The following is a 16,144-nucleotide window of genomic DNA, read 5'->3' as shown; positions in this document are numbered from 1 at the left end:
GCGGGCGGCTAAGAAGACGTCGTAACGGCGCCCGGCCCTGTGCGGGCTCAGCGGCCGTATCCCTGGAGGCGCCCAGCCATGGTCGGCGGCTGGGGCCCACCGTGCTGTGCCGTAAAACCGACTGGTTGTGAAAACCGTAGAAGTCAGCTGCCGAGTACGGCGGCCAGACGCTCTCGCCGGAGCTGCTCGTAGCGGGTGTCGTCGAGCGGGGCCAGGTCGCCCGCGCGCCAGGAGAGCAGCAGGTCGGCGAGCGCCGGGTTGCGCGCCAGCGCCGGCCCGTGCAGGTAGGTCCCGACGATGTGCCCCGCGTAACACCCCTCGAAGCCGTCCCCGTTGCCCACCCCCACGGTCGTCCGGGACAGCGCCTTGACGCCCGGTCCCAGGCGGGTGACTCCCATGTGGTTCTCGAAGCCGGTCAGCGTCGGCAGCCCCAGCTCGGCGTCCACCTCGGCGACCAGTTCGCCGACCGCCCGGGAAGGGCCGCGGGAGCTGGCGATGTCGAGCACGCCGATGCCGTCGACCGGCTGGCCCTCCTCGCCGCCGAACGTACTGCCCATGATCTGGTAGCCGGCGCAGACCGCGAGCATCGCCGCGCCCCGCGCGATCGCGCGGTGCAGGCCACCGTCCTTGCGCAGCCGCTCCGCCGCGAGGATCTGCGGGCGGTCCTCGCCGCCGCCGATGAGGTAGATGTCGCCGCTCTCCGGCACTGGGTCGGCCGAGCGCACGTAGATGGTCTCGGTCTCGATCCCCCTGCGCTGGGCGCGCTGCTCCAGGACGAGCACGTTGCCCTGGTCACCGTACGTGCTCAGCAGGTCAGGATAGATCCAGACGATGCGAAGGGCGCTGTCAGACGGCACGACCGAACTCCGATCGGATCTGCTGGAAGGCGGTGTAGTTGGCGATCACGTCGACCCGGCCCGGCGGCTGCATGGCCAGCGCTTCGTTGAACGTGCCGCAGATTGAGAACGGCACGTCGGCCACGTCGAGCCGGAGCGCCAGGTCCAGCCGCCGCTCACCGGTGACGAACACCGGGCGACCGCGCAGGATCCGGTAGTCGACGTCCCACAGCCAGGAGGTGTCACGCCCGTCGGGCCCCTGCGCGTTGACCGAGAGGATGATCGGCTGCTGGGGATCGGAGACGTCGAACGCCTCCAGCCAGCCCGCCGGGTTCTTGGCCAGCAGCAGCCGCGCGTGGCGGCCGTCGCGCTCGACCGTGGTGTAGCGGCCCGCGACCGAGGTGACCTCGCGCAGCCGGGGCAGCGCCCGCTCGACCGGCAGCCCGAACGCCTCGGCCACCGCCAGTGCCATCGCGGCGTTGGACCGGTTGGCCAGGCCGGGCAGCTGGATGTCGAGCAGCCACCGCTGCCCGCGCGGATCGACCACCGCGTCGTCGTCGAGAACCCACTGCGGCTCCGGCCGATGGAAGGTGCACTCGCGGCACGCCCAGTCGGCGTCCTTACGATCGAGCGGCCCGCCGCACTCCGGGCAGCACCAGGAGTCTTCCTTCCAGCGCTGACCGCCCGCGACCCAGGTCACCTTGGCCGCGGTCGAGGCGCCCCAGGTGACGAGCGGGTCGTCGCAGTTGGCGATGACGTGCGTCGGCTTGCCGGACAGCGCCCTGCGCCACTTCTGCGCGAGCAGCCAGATCTCGGCCGCGCGGTCCATCTGGTCGCGGCTGAGGTTCATCAGGCAGACGACGCCGGCGCCGGTGGTGTCGAGCACCTCGGGCAGGTATTTCTCGTCGACCTCCAGCACGCCGTAGGGGGCGTCCTTGTGCGTGGAGAGCGCCGAGACGTGCCCCGCGGGCATGTTGGCGCCGAACGCGTTGGTGGCCACCTCCCCCAGCTCCAGCAGCGCCGAGGTGATCAGCCGGGTCGTGGTGGTCTTACCGTTGGTCGCGCTGACCAGGGCCAGCCTGCGGTCACGGGCGAGCTGCCGGAGCAGGTCGGGCTCGAGCATCAGGCCGACCCGACCGCCGATGACCGAGCCGTCGCCGCGCCCGGTCATCCTCGACAGCGTGGCGGCACTGCGGCCCAGGGCGCTCGCGAGCTGAGCCCGCAGTGGAAGCTGGGTCATGGCACAGGATCCTAGTCGGCGTTGGGCTCTACTCTGGTGGGGCACACGAAAACGCGGCCCGGTTCGGTAGCCCGGGGCTGGAGATCGTCCAGGACGGCGAACTGCGGGCCGCCAAACTGGCCGCGCGGGCGGCGGCTCGGGTCTCTTCGAGGAGTACGGCCGCGCAGGAGGCCATGCGGCTGGAGCTGGAGAGCCGCAAGCAGGAGGCCACCGGCGACCGCAAGGACCGCCGCGAGGCCGTGGCCCGGCACAAGCGCGAAGTCGCCCATCGCAAACGCGCCGAACGCCGGCGCGGGCGTTGAGTCGTGCGGTGGGCGTGCGCGGCCCATGAGATAATCGTTCGTACGGAGCCCTCTCGGCCTCGGGTCCAGCGACCCAGGCGGGAGGGTTTTTTCATGCCCGAAATCGCAGTGACGCGTCATCCTGCGGCAGGCATTCCCCGATCAAGGAGCATTCGATGAAACTCGGTCTGACCTGCCCTCGCTTCATCTGGCCCGGCGGCGACACCGCCATCGCCAAGAGGTTCGCGGCCGTCGCCCGCGGCGCCGACGAAGCGGGGCTGCACAGCCTGTGGGTGATGGACCATTTCTTCCAGATCCCCAACTTCGGCGCCGTCGAGGATCCGATGCTGGAGGCGTACGGCGCGCTGTCCTATGCCGCCGCCCTCACCCGCCGGGTCACCCTCGGCACCCTCGTCACCGGCGCCGTCTACCGTGCGCCCGGGTTTCTGGTGAAGCAGGTCAGCACGCTCGACGCGCTCTCCGGCGGCCGCGCCGTCCTCGGCATCGGCGCGGGCTGGTACGAGCAGGAGGCCCGGGGTCTCGGCCTCCGCTTCCCTGCCCTTGCCGAACGGTTCGAGCGGCTGGAGGAGACGCTCCAGATCGCCAAACAGATGTGGAGCGACGAGGACAAGCCGTACGAGGGCACCCACTACCAGCTGGAGCGCACGCTCAACTCCCCCCAAGCCCGCCCACGGATCCTGATCGGCGGCAGCGGGGAGAAGAAGACCCTCCGGCTCGTCGCCGAGTACGCCGACGCCTGTAACTTCCTGCACGGCGCCGATGTACGGCACAAGCTCGGCGTACTGCGCGGCCATTGCGAACGCCTGGGACGGCCGTACGAGGAGATCGAGAAGACCCTCCACATGCGCATCGCCGACGGCGAGAGCGTCGAAGAGAGCGTCCAGCGCTGCGGCGACCTGGCCGCTCTGGGCATCGACCACGTCATCGTCGCCGTCCCCGACGCCGCCGCCGACTCCTCACTCGCGCACCTGGCGGCGCTCGCCACGCACATTTCCGCCATCACCCCGGCCGGACGCTGAGCACCTGCCCAGGGCGTTCCCGCCCCTGCCTGGACCTCGGTGGGCGATGATGTCCAGGTGCGGAGAGTAATCAAATCACGACGCTCAGTGCTGCTCTGGGTGAGCGGTGCGGCGTTTCTGATCGCCGTGGCCGCAGTGCTCGTGTTCTTTCTCCTTGGTTCGCCCGATCGGCTGGAGAAGGCCGACAAGCTCGCCAGTGTCGGCAGCCTGTTGTTCGGCGCGGTCTCGCTGCTGGTGTCCGTGGCCGCTCTGGGATGGGGGGCCGCAGCACCACGGCGCGACGGCGCCGCCTCCCCGGCGGACGAGGCTCGGTCGCTGGATCCGTGGGTGGCCCGGCTGGCGGACCGGATTCGCGGCCAGTGGACCGAGGAGGCGGCGATGCGGACGCTGGGCCGGCCGGATCCGCTGCAGTTGCGCTGGTCGTCCTCGGGCCGCCCCGGCGCCTCCCCGATCGCGGTGCTGGGCAAGGGGACGATACCGGGGCGGCCCACGCGTCTGCGGCTGCACGGCAGCCTGAGCGACGTGGTGGCGGCGTTCCGGAAGCTCCCGCGCAAGCAACTGATGGTCCTGGGAGAGCACGCGGCCGGCAAGACCGTACTGGCGCTGCTGTTCACCCTCGGCATGCTCCGAACCCGCGAGCCGGCCGAGCCGGTGCCCGTCCTGCTGACCGCGTCCTCATGGGACCCGGCCCAGGAACGGCTCGACGTCTGGTTCGCCAGGCGGCTGCGTGAGGAGTACCCGTTTCTGGCGGACCGGGACGTCCACGGCACCGACGTGGCATCGCGGCTGGTCCACAGCGCACGGGTGATGCTCGTCCTCGACGGCTTGGACGAGATGCCGGGCGGACTGCACCCGACGGCGATCAAAGCGATCAATCGAGCCGTCCTCGACGAGCGCCCGCTGGTGATCACCTGTCGCGGCGCTGAGTACGCCGCCGCAGTCGCGGCGGAGGGCCAGCCGCTCGCCCACGCGGCGGTCGTGGAGATCGAACCGGTCAAACCCGAGGACGCCGTCGACCACCTGCGCGCCGCCCTTCCCACCGGCGACGACCGCTGGGGGCCGATGTTCGATCATCTCCTCGCCTGCCCCGACGGTCCACTCGCCCGATCGCTGTCGTCTCCGCTGATGGTCTCCCTCACGCGCTCGGCGTACGCGCCTCCTGGCACCGACCCGTCCGACCTGCTCGACCTCGGCAGGTTCCCGGACCGCTCCGCGATCGAACACCACCTGCTCGACGCGTTCCTTCCCACGGTCTATCCGGTGCGTTCGCTGCCGCCGCCGGACCGTCCCGGATCTCCCGCGACGCCCATCCGCGCGTACGAGCACGACCAGGCTCGGGCCTGGCTCGCGCACCTCGCCCGGCATCTGAGAGCACTCGGCACCCGTGATCTCGGCTGGTGGGAGCTGCACCGGACCCTCCCCCGGGGCGGTTTCGAGCTCATGGCCGGCCTGGCCGCCGGACTGACGGCGGGGCCTGTGATGGGGTTGGTGGCGGGGCTCGTGTTCGGGCGATCGTTCCTGACCGTCGCCGGGTGCGGGACCGGGCTCGGCGTCGGCGTCGGGGCGGCGCTGGTGTCCGGATTCGGGAGAAGGCCGTCGCCTTCCCGGGTCCGGCTCCCGATCAAGGGCCGCCGCCGCCAGGTCCTCCGGGGAGTGCTCGTGGGAGTGGCCGTCGGGGTGTTCTCCGGCCTGGTGTTCGGGGTGGTCTTCTGGTTCATGACGGGCGGCTCGGGCATCGGGCTCATGGCCGGCGTGGTGGCCGGAGTCACCGGAGGGATCGGTGTCGGGCTGGGCGCGGGCCTGACCGCGCCGGTCGGGCCCGAGGAGAACATCAGCCCCCGCTCGCTCCTCGACCTGGATCGCGCCACCGCGCTGACCCAGGCGTTCGGCGGCGGGCTCGGCGCGGGGCTGATGGTCGGCGTCGCGGCGGCCATGCTCGCCCACCCTGCGGCCAGACTGGGCGCCGCGCTGGTGGCCGGCGCCGGGGTCGGCATCGGGGTCACCCTGGTCGCGGTGAGCAGCACCGCGTGGGGGCGGTGGATGCTGATTCGCTCCTGGCTGGTGTTCAGGAAGAAACTGCCCTGGCGGGTGATGGATTTCCTGGACCATGCCCACCGTCACGGCGTGCTACGGCAGGTAGGCGGCAGTTATCAGTTCCGCCACGCCCGTCTGCAAGATCACCTGATCGACTTCCCGGCGATCGGCGGAGACCGGGATTTCGCGGCCGGTCTCCGCTCGACGGGCATCGATCCATGCCCCGGTTGATCAGCTCCGCGTGCCGGTTCAGCGGCAGACTCCGACGTACCACGCATGTGCGGGGCCCGCCGCGCGATGTCGCGGGCACGCGCCCTGAGCTCCGGGAAGCCGCTGATCTCCGGCTCGATGTCCTGGCAGAGGATCGCCCGATAGGCCGAGGTCATCGCGGGGTTGTCCAGAGCCTCTGCCCGGATCTGCCCGAAGGTGACCGCGTCGCCCCGCTCCGGTCCGGCACCCTGACGTCGTGCTGCCAGCCTCAACAGGGAGGTTCACCGGCCCCGTAGGGCAAACGTTGCCCGTCATCGCGCTAACTCCCCGCCGGCGGCTGTCCCTCCGGGCCGCCGTTGTCGTCCCAATCCGGGCTGTCGACGACGACGCACGGGCCGACCTTGCCGGGGATCATCAGCGTCGCGAGTGTCCACCACGTCTTCGGCGGCTTCGCTCCGGGAACCTCCTCCTCGCTCCCGGCGAACTCCAGGACCAGCGTCTTGTCCTCATCGAGGAGCCGGGGATCGATGTCCAGCCCGCCCTCCCGCATGTGAATGGCCCCTTCCGCCAGAAGGGTGCTCGCTCCTCTGTCCTTCTCGCACTGCTTGCGGGACGGGAGATACGTGACGTCCGCTCTGACACCCGCCGCCTTCAGGTCCCGCTCCAACTTGTCGGCATCTTTGAACTCGCGGATTTCGACCCCCACCGTGCCGTCGGCTCTCTTGCTCACGGCGTACGCGGGCGACTCCGTCCCCGTCAGCAGCGGCACCGCGAACGCCGCCGCGGCGGCCAAGGCAGCCACCACGCCCCCGGCGTACAGCCTGCGGGTGACGCGGCGTCGTAGTTGGCCGCGGTGCGCGATCTCGGCTTTGAGTTCCATCAGTAACTGCTCCTCGTAGCTCATCCTGGTGCTCCATCCATGACGAAGGGCAGGCTCCGCAGTGTCCGGCGGGCGCGGTGCAGGCGTACCTTGGCGGTCCCCTGACGGATGCCGAGGGCGAGCGCCGCCTCCGCGACCGTGAGCTGGTCGATGACGACCAGCTCCAGCACGGCACGTTCACCCTCCGGCAGCCCCGCCATGGCCTCGAAGGCCCGCCTGGCGTGCCGCTCGGCATCGATGCGCTCCTCGATCCTGGCGACGTCGTCGGTGGCCAGCGTGCGCCGCCCGCTCACCCGGTCCGTCAGCTTGAGCTGCTTGTACGCTCGCCGCCGCTCTGCCAAGATCGTCTTACGGGCCACGCCGTAGAGCCACGCGATCTCGGTCCCCAACTCGGCCCGGTAGGTGTGGGCCGAGTCGAGCACCGCCACGAACACCTCAGCCACCAGATCGGCGACCGTATGCGGGTCGTCAACGCGACGTGCGAGAAAACGGGTGACCGCATCGACATGCCTTCGATAGAAGGCCTCGAAAGCCACAGGATCTGTGGCGATCTCCGCCTGTTTTCGACGCACCGGCCATGCTCCCTTCGTCGATTCGCACCCCTACTTGGCGGGAACCGGCGCAAAAGGTTACAAGCGCAGCTCATGCGTGCTTGCCGACCACCGAGACCTCCTTGGCCCAGCGGCAACCGACTGTTCGATGTTCCATTCGAGAATGTTGTGCGCCTCGGACCCGGCGGTGCGGTGGAGCCTGCCGTCAGAGGTCCTGGGTGGGGAAGACCTCGTCGACGGCATGGCGCAGCGTTTCGCGGACGATGGCCGCGTCGTCGAGTTCCGCGCCGGAAGGCGCCGTCGTGCAGCATGACGAGGACTCAACCACGAGACCAGGCTCGGTTTCCGAACCTTCGCCACCGTAGTAGAGGAAGGTCTGCCACTCGAATTCGTCATTCGTCCGCAGACGTTGCTCTGCGGGCCAGACCGCGGCCAGTAGCGCCTGGACAGACGGCGGAACCGGATATTCGCCCACGGGCGTGGTCACGACCGCTCGCGCGGCTCGAAGTCCTCGGGGATGTGGCCATGCAGCCGCTTGAGCTGGGTAAGAACGCCTGAAGACAGGTATTCGACCGGGGAGTCAGCGTCGCCCGACATCGCGCGCCTTTCACAGGGGAAGATCAACTGGGGGTGCAGGCTAGCAGCGGGCAACGACAAGGGGCCGCGTTTCCAGACTTGCTCTTGATCAACGATGCCGCCATCCCGATTCGTACCGGGCGACGACACCTTTTGCCGCAACAAGGGGTGCCGGTAGAAACGTGTCATGAGCCCCAAACGAGCGGCTCGTCGGCCCGAAGCCCTCTCCAGGGCCTGCTTTGATCTTGTGCGAAATCGATCGATACCTCCACGTCCTCCGGGCGCCCACCGGCCCTGGACGCGCACGGTGTGGGGATGGCTCGCGCGTTGTACGAGATGACGGGTGACGGCGGCAAGGTCCACGCGACGCAGCCAGATCTGTGAAGTTGCTCGACTGGGGCCGTGCCTGTGATGTCCGTCACTCCTCCGCCGGGTCGAGAACCTTGCCATGGGGTGCGGGAGACAGCAGGGTGACCGACCGACCTTAAGGAGGGCCGTTGACCGTTGAGACGGCCGAGATCGACGACGCCGAGCTGATCAGGCGATCTGTCGGTGACCCGGAGCAGTTCGCCGCGCTGTTCGACCGGTACGCACGGCAGATCCACCTGTACGCCGCGCGGCGCATCGGCACGCAGGCCGCCGACGACATCGTGGCCGAGACATTCCTGGCCGCGTTCCGGCGGCGCGGCTCGTATGACACATCATTTCCGCTGGCACGCCCCTGGCTGTACGGCATCGCCACGACGCTCGTCGCCAGACACAGGCGGCAGGAGGAGCGGATGCTGCGAGCGCTGGCGCGTACCGGCCTGGATCCCTTACCTGAACCGATTGCCGACGCTGTGGTGCGGCGGGTCGCCGCGCGGGACAAGGAGCGCGAGCTGGCGGGGGCGCTGGCGTCGCTGTCGCGCGGCGACCGCGACGTGCTGCTGCTGGTGGCGTGGGAGGGCCTCAGCTACGAGGAGGTGGCCCAGGCGCTTGGCATCCCGCCTGGGACCGTACGGTCGCGGCTGCATCGGGCCAGGAAGAAGGCACGGGCCGTATTGGGAGATGAGGAGCTGTGATGAGCACAATCAAGGACTTCCGGCGGGACACCCCGCCAATGACGGCACAGGCGGAGAGCGCCGCCCGAGCCCGGCTTCTGGCCGCGGCGCGTGAGCACGAGCCTCACCGTGAACCTCGGCGCGGGCCGCGGCTCGGCCGACGGCTGGTGCTCGCGGGCGCGCTGGCCGTGGCGGTCGGCGTCAGCGTGGTGGTGGCGAATGACCATCCGCGCGCGGTTCCGGTGGTGAGCGTGCGGGAACTGGGCGAGCGGGCCGCTCAGGCCGTCTACGACGACCGCGGACAGGCGCCGAACCCCGGCCAGTGGCTGTACATCAAGCAGTTCCAGGCCCCGCAGTCCGCGGACGGCGGCTATGGCGTCGACCTGTCCAGACGCGAGGTACGGGAGGAGTGGAACAGCGTGGACGGCCTGCAGACGGCGTCTCTGTTCCCCAACGGCAAGCTGCTGGTACAGGGCAACCACCCGGGACTGAGCGCGGACGAGTTGGCCCGCCAACCAGTCACTCCCGAGGGGCTACTCGCGAAGATCCGCCAGAAACTGGCGGACATGCACATCACGTGGGCGGGAACCGATGCGCCTCCCTCGATGGATGAGCGGCTGTTCCAGGCCGTCTACCAGATCATGGGCACCCAGGCGCTACCGCCGGAGGTGCGGGCGGCACTGTTCCGCGGCCTCACCACCATCCCCGGGGTGACCGTCAACCAGAACGCCGTGGACGCCGACGGCCGGCAGGGCGTCGCGTTCAGCTACACCGGCGGATGGACCCGCTACGACCTCATTCTGGATCCCGTCGATTTCCGCTTTCTCGGCACATACGGAGTGACCGTGCAGGACCGGACCACGGACTACACCGACGGCCCTAATTACGTCGTCAAGGCCGGCACACCGCTTACCCTGACGGCCCTGTTGGAGGCCAAGGTGGTGGACGGCCCCGGCCAGAAATGAGCCGCATCTGGCGTCGTGCCATCGTGCCTGGGCGGCGTACAGCGTGTCAGGGGTCAGTAGTGGCAGAGTCCGGCGGTTTCCGCTGGTCAGCAGGACCTGCTTCGCACACTAGAACGAGGGCGGACGTGGGTTTCACCGAACCCCGATCCTTGCCGGCGGATCTCGTCCGGAATCACTTACCCGGGGTTACCAGCTCTCGCCCATACGAACACTTAGCTGCCAAGTGTTCGTATGGGCAGTACGACAGCCTCCCAAATCCGGCCATCCGGTCAGCCGAGGGTGACGCCGTACATCGCTTTGATGATCTTGATGGGGATGTCCAGGTTCTTCGGCTCGATGTTGGTGTGGACGACGACGCTCTGCCGGCCGTCGTCGGTGCTCAGCGCGAGGGTGAAGGATCCGGGCAGGGTGCCGCTCACGCCTCGCAGAGTCAGGCCGTTGGTCCCCGCGCTGTCGAACTCGATCACGCCGAGGCCGTAGCGGGCGTGCGGCAGCCAGACGACGCTGTCGGAGGAGACCATGGTCCACATCTCATGGTGCTGGGCCGGTGGTAGCAGGCTGCCGGTCGCGATCGCCTTGAGGAAGCGGCTCAGATCGCCGGTGGTGGAGACGATGCCGCCGGCCGCCCATCCCCATGAGGTATTGAGCGCGGTGCAGTCGATGGGCGGCAGGCCTGAGTCCTCCAGGGAGGCATAGTCCTCCGGGGTGAGCGATGCCGGGTCGACACCCTCCTTGAGGGTATTGGCGACGTATGCCTGGGGGTGCGGGTCCGGGTAGCTGGTGTCGGTGATGGGCCGTACGTAGGTGCCGGTCAGGCCGAGCGGCCGGATGACCGTGCGTTCGACCTCGGCGGCGTAGCTGTTGCCGGTGACCTTCTCGATGATCGCGCCGGCCAGGTAGTAGCCGCCGTTGGCGTAGACGAAGCTTTCGCCCGGCTCGCCGACCGACGGCTGGGAAACCGCGAGTTTCAGCAGGTCGGAGGTGGTCCAGACGCGGGCCGGCTGGGTGACGATGCTGCTCTGTAGTTCTGGTGCGAGGCCGGTGAGGAACAGGCCGCTGGTGTGGTTGAGCAGCTGTCGGATGGTGATCTTGTTGCCGTCGTAGCCGCCCGCGTCCATGACACCGGCCAGCCATTTGTTCACCGGATCCTCGAGGCTCAACCTGCCTTCGGCCGCCAAGGCCAGCACCGTGGCGGCGGTGAAGGCCTTGCCGGAGCTGCCGATGTGCAGGTATTCCCCGGGCTGACGGCGCCGTCCGGTAGCGAGGTCGGCCACGCCCGCGGCGCCGAACCACGTTCCGCCGGCGTCATGGACTTCGGCGACGATGCCGGGAATGCCGTCCTCGGCCACAGCCGAGTCCAGGATCTGCTGCACCTTTTCGTAGGTGTTGTCGGTCATTTTGCTGCCTTCCGGAGGAGAACGATTCAGAAGAGAACAGGCGGTGTTCAGCGCCCTCTGCGCATGTAGGCGCGCAGCGACAGCGGGACGAACACCGCCAGCAGGACGGCCGACCAGAGCAGGACGGTGGTCGCCGGATGCGCGAGCGGCCAGGCCACGTCGCCGGAGGGGGCGCCCGGGTTGCCGAACAGCTCACGGGAGGCGGCGGTGAGCGCGCTGACCGGGTTCCAGTCGGCCAGGAAGCGCAGCCACCCGGGCATGCCGTCGGTCGGGACGAACGAGTTGGACAGCATGGTGAACGGCAGGAACAGTGGCACCACCACCTGGGCGACGATCTGTTCGTTCTTCACCACCAGGCCCACATAGACGCCCACCCAGCTCAGCGCGTACCGCAGCAGGAGCATCAGCCCGAACGCCTCGGCCGTGGGGATCAGGCCATGGTGCGGTTGCCAGCCCACCAGCAGGCCGGTGCCCACCATGATGGCCAGGAGTGGCAGGCCGATCAGGGAGTCGGCGCCGGTCTGCCCGAACGGCACCGCCAACCGCGCCATCGGCATGGAGCGGAAGCGGTCCATCACGCCGCGGGAGGCGTCGGCGGCCGTGCGCGCCATGACTCCTTGCAGGGCGGTGAAGGTCACCATCGAGAACAGGCCGGGCATGAGGTATTCGCGGTAGTCACCGCCGCCCGGCACCTGGATCGCGCTGCCGAGCACGTACCCGAACAGCACCACCACTATGGCCGGGAAGAGCAGCGCACCGACGATCTCGCCGGGCTCCTGGCGCACCCGGCCCAGCTCGCGGCCGACCAGGGTGAGCCCGTCGATGAACGTCCAGCGCAGGCGGCGGCCCATCGGCGGGGTGAGGGCGGTCATCGGACGGTCTTCTTCGGGTTGGTCTGGGCGCTCATCAGATGGTTGGTGTGGGCGGTCATCGGACGGTCTCCTTGCGGTCGGTGAGGCGCAGGAACACCTCATCGAGGGTGGGGCGGCGCAGGCTCACGTCGAGCGCGGCGACCCCGGCGCGGTCGAGCTCGCGCACGATGTCGGCGAGCCGGAACCCGCCGCCGGGCAGGGCGACGCTGAGCCGGTCGGCGTCCGTCACCGTGGGTTCGGCCCCGGCCAGGGCGTTCAGCGCGGTCACCGCCGGGCGCAGTGCGGCGGGGTTTTCGACGACGACGTCGAGGCGGTCCCCGATGGTGGCCTTCAGCTCGTCGGGAGTGCCCGTGGCGATCACCTGACCGTGGTCGATGACGGCGATGTCGTCGGCCAGCCGGTCGGCCTCGTCCAGGTACTGCGTAGTGAGCAGCACCGTGGTGCCGTCCGCCACCAGCTCGCGGACGCTGTCCCAGATCTCGCCACGGCTGCGCGGGTCCAGGCCGGTGGTCGGCTCGTCCAGGAAGAGCACCTCGGGGCGCAGGATGAGGCTGGTGATCAGGTCGAGGCGGCGCCGCATACCGCCGGAGTAGCCGGCGACCTGACGATCGGCGGCGTCCATCAGGCCGAAGCGTTCGAGCAGCTCGTCGGCCCGCCGGTGCGCCTCGCGCCGGGACAGGTGGGACAGGCGCCCGAACATGCGCAGGTTGCCGCGCCCGGTGAGCTTCTCGTCCACGGCGGCGTACTGGCCCGCGAGCCCGATCTTCTCCCGCACCTTGCCGGCCTCGCGGACGACGTCGTATCCGGCGATGCGGGCGTGCCCGGCATCGGGATCGGACAAGGTCGCCAGGATGCGCACCGCCGTCGTCTTCCCGGCGCCGTTGGGCCCCAGTACGCCGCAGACCGTGCCTTTCGGGACGCTCAGGTCGAGGCCTCGCAGTGCGTGGGTGTCGCCGAAGGACTTGTGCAGCCCTTCGGCGACCACGATCGGATCCATGATCCCCTCCATTGGGTACTTCGTACGCAGTTGCGATGCCCAGAGTAAATTACTGAGTACCGTGTACGCAACTAGGGGGTTGAGCGATGACCTGGATGCGGCCCGAGCGCCCGGCCCGCGGACCGAAGCAGACCTACAACCGCGCGCAGATCACCGAGGCGGCGGCAAGACGCGTCAGTGCACCCAGTCGATCGGACCGCCCTTGGAGACGACCAGGGCGTTTGTCGGCCGGCACCAGGTCGGTGATGTCGAGGCCGAGAATCTCTTTCGCCGCGGGCGAGCCAGGCCCAGCTGGTCAGGGAGATCCGGTAGACGCGCGCGGAAATTGCGCAATTCCACCTTGTCGACCATCTCCTGTTGGCATCGAGCACGAGGCCGAGGAAGCCGTTCACGCCGAGGCAGGGGTTCGTGGCGATCCGCTCAACGCTCTCGGGCGAGGGCAGCAGCGAGCGGGTGATCGGCCCGGCTTCGGGCAGAAACCCTTCTTGGCCGGTGGCGGGTTCTTGGGTTGCGCCTGGGCCGGCTGATCGGCGCCGGCCTGATCACCCGGGAACTCACACCTGGCGAGGAAGCTAGAGGAGAGGATTGCGGGCTGCCACCTCGCGTGCGGCTGACAGGCGAGCGAGCCCCCCGACGTCGAAGGATGGCTGGAACACGACCCGTATTTGCGGGTCAGCCTCTGGGACGCATGTGCGGCTGCCGACGGCAATCCACAAACTGGGCTTCGGCGACCGTCCGCAGGAGCAGTACGGCCGGGTACTCAAGCTCGATCAACCGGCAGCGCGGCCTCAGTCAACGAGAAGACTCCTTTGGGTTCTGAAGTCGTCCCGTCTCTTCCCAATGCGATCTCCCTCCAACAGCTATCCTCACGGTATGAGTGCTCAGCCCCTCCGCCCGCACGTTCCTGGCGAGCCCAGGGTGCCGCGTACCGTCGATGGGATCGCCGCAGCTCTCCAAGGCGGTCGACGGATGGAGTTCTACCGTGAGCTCGGCACGGCGCCGCTGGACCAGGCCGAGGCGGTCCTGCGCCGTTGGTGGTGTGAGGCGATGCTCGACACTGATCCTGAGGCCGATCAGATTCGCAAGGCCGCGCTGGAGGGCACCTTGCCTGTCACCACCCTCGCAGTCATCCTTGACCGCCGAGAGCAGCAGGGCCTGTCCCTTTAGTGAGTCCGAAAAGGAGGGATGGCCCTGCCATTTCTCCGACGGGGTAGCGGAACTCCTGGCGGACCCTCAGATCAGCCCGACGTTGTTCTCGGCAATCGTCGCATTGTCCGTTGAAATCAACGAGACGAGAGGCGACGTCTCCGGACAGACCGCCTCTGCCCAGTGGCCACAACAGCGCAGAGTTCCACTCGGCAAGAATGGGATCTTGGGCGTGGCCGAGTACATCGTCCTTGCAGACGCAACTGAGCCGCACTGCGTCATTACCCGTATCCAGCTGTATTAGCTGGCGGCGTCGGCTGCGGACAGTCCTGGACCTACTTCATCCAAATGGTATATAAAATGCTCCGGCACTCGGACGCTGATCGAGATCCTGCGACCGTATCGCGCGCATCACCCACGACCAGGTCATCGCCGGGATCGCCGCCTGAGGCAGGGGCCAGCGCTCGCCCCCGCGGCGCGGCAGCTTACGGATGGTGCACGGTCATCTGCCGGATCGGCTCCCCACCTGCGATCTTTTCGCAGATGCGCAACATGTCCAGGTTTCCCGGGTTGTGCAGCCGCAGATAGCCCTGCGGCGGATGCCACGAGCCGAGATGCTCGCGCAACTCCTCCCCCGACAGGCCCTCGAACTCGCGCACCTGCAGGATCGGAATCGCGTACGCCTGCTCCAAGTCCTGGACGTACTCCAGGACGCTGGCCCCATTACCGGGCCGCACCTGCTCGGCGATCGCGGCGATCTCCTGCGGGCTTCCCACGAATGCCGGACCCAGGTCGATGACTGCCATCAGCCGGGATACGGGCGCGTTCAGGTACACCCACCAATCTGGAAAAAAGCCCTGAAATAGTCCAGCCTTCAGAGGAAGTGCCCGGTCGCCTGCGTGGCGATCGGGCGTTCTCCTGTGCTGGCGGAGACGCAGCGAATTTTGATCATGGCTCCGGCGGCGGCTCCGCTCCGGAATGACCAGGCCAGGCGAGTAGTGGGAAGCGCCGGACAGCGCCCTTACAAGCCGATGAGCCGGAACAGCCGACGGCCGCCAGCGCGACGGCTGTTATTACGATCATGCGCGGTGCACGCATGGCGCCGCCAAATCCCGATGGTGCTGATCATGGGTGTTCGATGATCAGCACCATCGGGGAGTTCGCGCCGGGATCAGCGTGAGGAGATTCAGCGCGAGACTCGCGCAGTTCTTTCAGATGATGACCGGCGACGTAGGCATCCAGCTGCGCATCGGCGGCAGCTCGCCGCTGCGGGTCAGCCAGTTCGGGATACAACCGGTGCGCTTCCGCCTTGACCTCACGCCAATTGCGTCCGATGCTCATCGCTTGCCCTCCTCCTTCGCTTCAGAGGTTGCCTATGTCTGCCGGGTGGCCACTCGGGGTGCTGTCTCGCCGCCCCACGCGCTGGAGGTGGTGGGCCGCCAGGGACGATCGGAGGCGGCCCGACAGTCGCCGAGGTCTAGTCGGCGATCCTGGCGTATTGGTAGCCGGTCTGGCCGTTTTCGTCTCCGGAGTGCTGGCGGCCGACCATGACTTCGTAGTCGCCCGCCTTGGAGTGGCTGCTGCTTTCTCTCTGCCCGGGGGTCCAGCGGTAGGAGGTCAGTTCGACGGTCCGCCCCCACGCGCTGAGGGAGGCGGTGGCGTAGCGCGTGGGCCCCTTCTCGTCGCCGGAATGCTGCCGGCCGACCAGGACCCCATTCTGCGGAGCCGCGAAGAACGAGTTGCTCTCTCGCTGGGCGTCGCTCCAGGACGGTGCGCCGACCTTGACGCGTTGCCCGTCAATGACGATCAGGCCGCAGTAGTAGGTGGTCTCGCCGTTCTCGTCCCCGAAGTGGGCGCGGCCGAGCAGGACCTGATCGGTCGGGCAGGCGACGGGGATGCGGGCCGATTCCCTCACCGTCTTGGTGTAGCCGTCGATGATGACGATCTCCGCCGCGTGGGTGGCGGTCGCTTGTGAGACTCCGGCGATGGCCAGGATGAAGAGTGTGCCGGTGAGGGCGGCGAAGGTTGTGCGGATCTGTCGCATGGGGGGCTCCGGTGCCTGACTGGCCACGTCCATGG

17 protein-coding genes are annotated in these 16,144 nt (G+C 68.7%); 6 read left to right on the top strand and 11 right to left on the bottom strand.

Going from position 1 to position 16,144, the window contains the following annotated elements; all coding sequences use genetic code 11:
* Positions 1 to 143: 143 nt before the first annotated feature.
* Positions 144 to 857 carry a glutamine amidotransferase gene (locus AB0L53_RS54050; RefSeq protein ID WP_357958102.1) on the bottom strand — a complete coding sequence of 238 codons (714 nt, stop codon included), beginning with the start codon at positions 855 to 857 and terminating at the stop codon, positions 144 to 146.
* Positions 847 to 2,076, bottom strand: a complete 1,230-nt coding sequence (locus AB0L53_RS54045) for a MurT ligase domain-containing protein (protein WP_364013193.1) — start codon at positions 2,074 to 2,076, stop codon at positions 847 to 849. Before AB0L53_RS54045 ends, AB0L53_RS54050 begins: the two co-directional genes overlap by 11 nt.
* On the opposite strand from AB0L53_RS54045, the gene AB0L53_RS54040 reads away from it, so the two are divergent.
* The 3 genes from AB0L53_RS54040 (at position 2,061) to AB0L53_RS54030 (ending at position 5,662) form a co-directional block, all read left to right on the top strand.
* On the top strand, positions 2,061 to 2,378 hold the full coding sequence (locus AB0L53_RS54040) for a DUF2992 family protein (RefSeq protein ID WP_364013190.1): 318 nt from the start codon (positions 2,061 to 2,063) through the stop codon (positions 2,376 to 2,378). The genes AB0L53_RS54045 and AB0L53_RS54040 overlap by 16 nt on opposite strands.
* A gap of 155 nt (positions 2,379 to 2,533) precedes the next feature.
* Entirely contained in the window at positions 2,534 to 3,397 is an 864-nt protein-coding gene (locus tag AB0L53_RS54035) for an LLM class F420-dependent oxidoreductase (RefSeq protein ID WP_364013188.1), read from the top strand.
* Between the two features lie 57 nt (positions 3,398 to 3,454).
* Positions 3,455 to 5,662, top strand: a complete 2,208-nt coding sequence (locus AB0L53_RS54030) for a hypothetical protein (RefSeq protein WP_364013185.1) — start codon at positions 3,455 to 3,457, stop codon at positions 5,660 to 5,662.
* Positions 5,663 to 5,960: 298 nt separating this feature from the next.
* Here AB0L53_RS54030 and AB0L53_RS54025 read toward each other — a convergent pair whose 3' ends face one another.
* From AB0L53_RS54025 to AB0L53_RS54015, 3 genes are all read right to left on the bottom strand, one after another.
* A complete protein-coding gene (locus AB0L53_RS54025) occupies positions 5,961 to 6,545 on the bottom strand; it encodes a hypothetical protein (protein ID WP_364013182.1) in 585 nt (194 codons plus the stop codon).
* Positions 6,542 to 7,057, bottom strand: coding sequence for a sigma-70 family RNA polymerase sigma factor (locus tag AB0L53_RS54020; protein WP_364013264.1), 516 nt, complete (start codon positions 7,055 to 7,057; stop codon positions 6,542 to 6,544). Before AB0L53_RS54020 ends, AB0L53_RS54025 begins: the two co-directional genes overlap by 4 nt.
* 220 nt (positions 7,058 to 7,277) lie before the next feature.
* On the bottom strand, positions 7,278 to 7,559 hold the full coding sequence (locus AB0L53_RS54015; protein WP_364013179.1) for a hypothetical protein: 282 nt from the start codon (positions 7,557 to 7,559) through the stop codon (positions 7,278 to 7,280).
* A 586-nt stretch (positions 7,560 to 8,145) separates the two neighbouring features.
* On the opposite strand from AB0L53_RS54015, the gene AB0L53_RS54010 reads away from it, so the two are divergent.
* Positions 8,146 to 8,709 carry an RNA polymerase sigma factor gene (locus AB0L53_RS54010; protein ID WP_364013176.1) on the top strand — a complete coding sequence of 188 codons (564 nt, stop codon included), beginning with the start codon at positions 8,146 to 8,148 and terminating at the stop codon, positions 8,707 to 8,709.
* The gene (locus AB0L53_RS54005; protein WP_364013173.1) at positions 8,709 to 9,653 is read left to right on the top strand and encodes a CU044_5270 family protein; all 945 of its coding nucleotides are present in this window, start codon (positions 8,709 to 8,711) and stop codon (positions 9,651 to 9,653) included. The genes AB0L53_RS54010 and AB0L53_RS54005 overlap by 1 nt, the downstream gene beginning before the upstream one ends.
* 269 nt (positions 9,654 to 9,922) lie before the next feature.
* On the opposite strand, the gene AB0L53_RS54000 is transcribed toward AB0L53_RS54005, so the two are convergent.
* The 3 genes from AB0L53_RS54000 to AB0L53_RS53990 are packed head-to-tail and all read right to left on the bottom strand — an operon-like array spanning position 9,923 to position 12,919.
* Positions 9,923 to 11,050 (bottom strand): serine hydrolase domain-containing protein, encoded by a 1,128-nt coding sequence (locus tag AB0L53_RS54000; RefSeq protein WP_364013170.1) that lies wholly within the window; start codon positions 11,048 to 11,050, stop codon positions 9,923 to 9,925.
* A 47-nt stretch (positions 11,051 to 11,097) separates the two neighbouring features.
* Positions 11,098 to 11,922, bottom strand: coding sequence for an ABC transporter permease (locus tag AB0L53_RS53995; protein ID WP_364013167.1), 825 nt, complete (start codon positions 11,920 to 11,922; stop codon positions 11,098 to 11,100).
* Positions 11,923 to 11,977: 55 nt separating this feature from the next.
* On the bottom strand, positions 11,978 to 12,919 hold the full coding sequence (locus AB0L53_RS53990) for an ATP-binding cassette domain-containing protein (RefSeq protein WP_364013164.1): 942 nt from the start codon (positions 12,917 to 12,919) through the stop codon (positions 11,978 to 11,980).
* A gap of 873 nt (positions 12,920 to 13,792) precedes the next feature.
* Between AB0L53_RS53990 and AB0L53_RS53985 the strand changes: the two genes are divergently transcribed.
* Positions 13,793 to 14,086, top strand: coding sequence for a hypothetical protein (locus AB0L53_RS53985; RefSeq protein ID WP_364013161.1), 294 nt, complete (start codon positions 13,793 to 13,795; stop codon positions 14,084 to 14,086).
* 464 nt (positions 14,087 to 14,550) lie between these two features.
* Here the strand turns inward: AB0L53_RS53985 and AB0L53_RS53980 are convergent, their stop codons facing one another.
* The 3 genes from AB0L53_RS53980 to AB0L53_RS53970 all read right to left on the bottom strand — a co-directional run bounded on the left by AB0L53_RS53980 (position 14,551) and on the right by AB0L53_RS53970 (position 16,109).
* Positions 14,551 to 14,871 carry a hypothetical protein gene (locus AB0L53_RS53980; protein ID WP_364013159.1) on the bottom strand — a complete coding sequence of 107 codons (321 nt, stop codon included), beginning with the start codon at positions 14,869 to 14,871 and terminating at the stop codon, positions 14,551 to 14,553.
* 319 nt (positions 14,872 to 15,190) lie between these two features.
* On the bottom strand, positions 15,191 to 15,406 hold the full coding sequence (locus AB0L53_RS53975; protein WP_364013157.1) for a hypothetical protein: 216 nt from the start codon (positions 15,404 to 15,406) through the stop codon (positions 15,191 to 15,193).
* A 136-nt stretch (positions 15,407 to 15,542) separates the two neighbouring features.
* On the bottom strand, positions 15,543 to 16,109 hold the full coding sequence (locus tag AB0L53_RS53970) for a hypothetical protein (protein WP_364013154.1): 567 nt from the start codon (positions 16,107 to 16,109) through the stop codon (positions 15,543 to 15,545).
* Between the last annotated feature and the right edge of the window lie 35 nt (positions 16,110 to 16,144).

It is taken from the genome of Nonomuraea sp. NPDC052129, assembly GCF_040680095.1.
Taxonomy (GTDB): Bacteria; Actinomycetota; Actinomycetes; order Streptosporangiales; family Streptosporangiaceae; genus Nonomuraea.
This window is presented reverse-complemented; position numbering and strand designations above follow the sequence as displayed.

What these genes read in the sequence shown, in the direction of transcription:
- AB0L53_RS53995 (WP_364013167.1), bottom strand. Translation starts at nt 11,922, where the DNA reads ATGACCGCCCTCACCCCGCCGATGGGCCGCCGCCTGCGCTGGACGTTC.
- AB0L53_RS54045 (WP_364013193.1), bottom strand. Translation starts at nt 2,076, where the DNA reads ATGACCCAGCTTCCACTGCGGGCTCAGCTCGCGAGCGCCCTGGGCCGC.
- AB0L53_RS53990 (WP_364013164.1), bottom strand. Translation starts at nt 12,919, where the DNA reads ATGGATCCGATCGTGGTCGCCGAAGGGCTGCACAAGTCCTTCGGCGAC.
- AB0L53_RS53970 (WP_364013154.1), bottom strand. Translation starts at nt 16,109, where the DNA reads ATGCGACAGATCCGCACAACCTTCGCCGCCCTCACCGGCACACTCTTC.
- AB0L53_RS54000 (WP_364013170.1), bottom strand. Translation starts at nt 11,050, where the DNA reads ATGACCGACAACACCTACGAAAAGGTGCAGCAGATCCTGGACTCGGCT.
- AB0L53_RS54005 (WP_364013173.1), top strand. Translation starts at nt 8,709, where the DNA reads ATGAGCACAATCAAGGACTTCCGGCGGGACACCCCGCCAATGACGGCA.
- AB0L53_RS53985 (WP_364013161.1), top strand. Translation starts at nt 13,793, where the DNA reads ATGAGTGCTCAGCCCCTCCGCCCGCACGTTCCTGGCGAGCCCAGGGTG.
- AB0L53_RS53975 (WP_364013157.1), bottom strand. Translation starts at nt 15,406, where the DNA reads ATGAGCATCGGACGCAATTGGCGTGAGGTCAAGGCGGAAGCGCACCGG.
- AB0L53_RS54035 (WP_364013188.1), top strand. Translation starts at nt 2,534, where the DNA reads ATGAAACTCGGTCTGACCTGCCCTCGCTTCATCTGGCCCGGCGGCGAC.
- AB0L53_RS53980 (WP_364013159.1), bottom strand. Translation starts at nt 14,871, where the DNA reads ATGGCAGTCATCGACCTGGGTCCGGCATTCGTGGGAAGCCCGCAGGAG.
- AB0L53_RS54025 (WP_364013182.1), bottom strand. Translation starts at nt 6,545, where the DNA reads ATGAGCTACGAGGAGCAGTTACTGATGGAACTCAAAGCCGAGATCGCG.